The sequence below is a fragment of the Streptomyces niveus genome (assembly GCF_001723055.1).
GTDB lineage: Bacteria > Actinomycetota > Actinomycetes > Streptomycetales > Streptomycetaceae > Streptomyces > Streptomyces niveus.
On record NZ_MDCR01000429.1, the window covers coordinates 1 to 2,410 of the forward strand.

Genomic DNA, 2,410 nt, shown 5'->3' on the forward strand with positions numbered 1-2,410 from the left:
CACCCCCAGCGCTGGCTGATCCTGGGCGTCATCTGCCTCGCCCAGCTCACGGTGCTCATCGACAACACCGTCCTCAGCGTCGCGATCCCCTCCCTCACCACCGAACTGCACGCCTCCACCGCCGACGTCCAGTGGATGATCAACGCCTACTCGCTCGTCCAGTCCGGCCTCCTGCTCACCGCCGGCAACGCCGCCGACCGCTACGGCCGCAAGAAGATGCTCATCGCCGGCCTCGCGCTGTTCGGCGTCGGCTCGCTGGCCGCCGGACTCGCCCAGTCCTCCGGCCAGTTGATCGCCGCGCGCGCCGGAATGGGCGTCGGTGGCGCCCTGTTGATCACCACCACACTCGCCGTCATCGTCCAGATCTTCGACGACCAGGAACGCATCAAGGCCATCGCCCTCTGGTCGACGGTCAATTCACTGGGCTTCGCCGCCGGACCGGTGCTCGGCGGCGCCGTGCTCGACCACTTCTGGTGGGGGGCCATCTTCCTCATCAACATCCCGGTCGTGGTGCTCGGCCTGCTGGCCGTCGTCGCACTCGTACCGGAGTCCAGGAGCCGCCAGGGCGACCGGCCCGACCTGCTGGGCGCGCTGCTCTCCGTGATCGGCATGACCGCCGTCGTGTACGCGATCATCTCCGGCCCGGACCACGGCTGGACGTCCGCCCAGGTGCTGCTCCCGGCAGCGGTCGGGGTACTCGTCCTGGGCGCCTTCGTGGCCTGGGAGTCGCACATCCCGTACCCGATGCTCGACATGCACTTCTTCCGCAACCAGCGCTTCGTCGGCGCCGTCGCGGGCGCGGTCCTCGTCGCCTTCGGCATGACGGGCTCGCTGTTCCTGCTCACGCAGCATCTGCAATTCGTCCTCGGATACGGCCCGTTGGACGCCGGACTGCGCACGGCTCCGCTCGCCGTCACCGTCGTCGCGCTCAACCTCACCGGCCTCGGACCGTGGCTCGCGGGCAAGATGGGCACACCCGTCACCATCGCCGTCGGCATGTCCCTGGTGGCCGCCGGACTCGCCGCCATCGCCGTCCTCGGCGCCGGCGGCTACCACGGGATGCTGGTCGGACTCGTCGTGATGGGCGCGGGCGTCGCGCTCTCGATGCCCGTCATGGCCAACGCCATCATGAGCGCGATCCCGCCCGAGAAGGCGGGCGTCGGCGCGGGTGTCAACGGCACGCTCGCCGAATTCGGCAACGGACTCGGGGTCGCCGTCCTCGGAGCCGTACTCAACTCCCGGTTCGCCGCGCTCGTACCCGCCGCCGTGGGCGCGTCCTCGCTGCCCGCCGCCCTCGCGGCCGTCGAGCCGGGCCCCGGCGGCGACGCGGAGCGGGCCGGCATCTCCGACGCGTTCGCCCGAGGGCTGGAGACAAGCCAGTTGGTGGGCGCGGCGGCCGTGCTCGCGGGCGGCCTGCTCGCCGCGCTCCTGCTGCGCCGTGCCGAGCGGGTGGAACGCCAGGGCGTGTCCCGGACATCCGAGGCATAACATCGGATCCGCACGAACGGGCCGAGGAACCGAGGAGGCTCATCCATGGAGTCGGCAGCCGACAAGGCCAGCGACAAGGCCAGCGACAGGGACGGCGAAAGGGCCGGCGACAAGGCGGGCGACAAGGCCGGGCAACCCCTGCGGACCAGCGTCTGGCTGGAGGGCAAGCCGGCGGCCCGTGGCCGCAAGAGCGAACGTACCGACCATCCCACCGGGTTGGACAGGGACCGCATCATCGCGGTCTCGGTACGGCTGCTCGACGCGGAGGGCCCCGCCAAGTTCTCCATGCGGCGGCTCGCGGCCGAGCTGGGCGTGACCGCCATGTCCCTCTACTGGTACGTGGACACCAAGGACGACCTCCTCGAACTCGCCCTGGACTCCGTCTACACGGAGATCGTCACCCTGCCGGGGACGGCCGACGACGGTACGCAGACCGACTGGCGCGACGAGCTGCGCGAACTCGCCGTCAGTTACCGGGCCCTGCTGGTCCGGCACCCCTGGGTGTCACCGCTCGTCGGCAAGTTCCTCAACATCGGCCCGCATTCGATGGAGTTCTCCACCGCCGTACAACGCGTCATGCGCGGCACGGGCCTGCCCGCGCACGGCCAGATGGGCGCGCTGTCCGCCGTCTTCCAGTTCGTCTACGGCTTCGGCACGATCGAGGGCCACTTCGTCCAGCGCTGCGCCGAGGCCGGCATGACGCAGGATCAGTACCACCGGCACGCCATGGGGTCGATCCACGAACAGCCCGAGTACCAGGGCCGTTTCGAGCAGGCCGAGGAGATGATGGAGGCGCGCGGCGGCGAGACGGTCGAGGAGATGCGCGAACGGGACTTCACGTTCGCGCTCGACGTCCTCGTCGCGGGCATCGAGACGATGCGGGAGCGTGGCTGAACGCCACGATGCGGGAGCGCGGCTGAAC

At 70.4% G+C, this 2,410-nt stretch carries 2 protein-coding genes; both read left to right on the forward strand.

The features are described 5' to 3' along the window. Window positions 1-1,488: MFS transporter (locus BHU15_RS35410; protein ID WP_069630869.1), on the forward strand; the 1,488-nt coding region annotated here is incomplete at its 5' end. Between the two features lie 45 nt (window positions 1,489-1,533). Then, window positions 1,534-2,382 (forward strand): TetR/AcrR family transcriptional regulator, encoded by an 849-nt coding sequence (locus BHU15_RS35415; protein WP_079128604.1) that lies wholly within the window; start codon window positions 1,534-1,536, stop codon window positions 2,380-2,382. Window positions 2,383-2,410 lie beyond the last annotated feature (28 nt).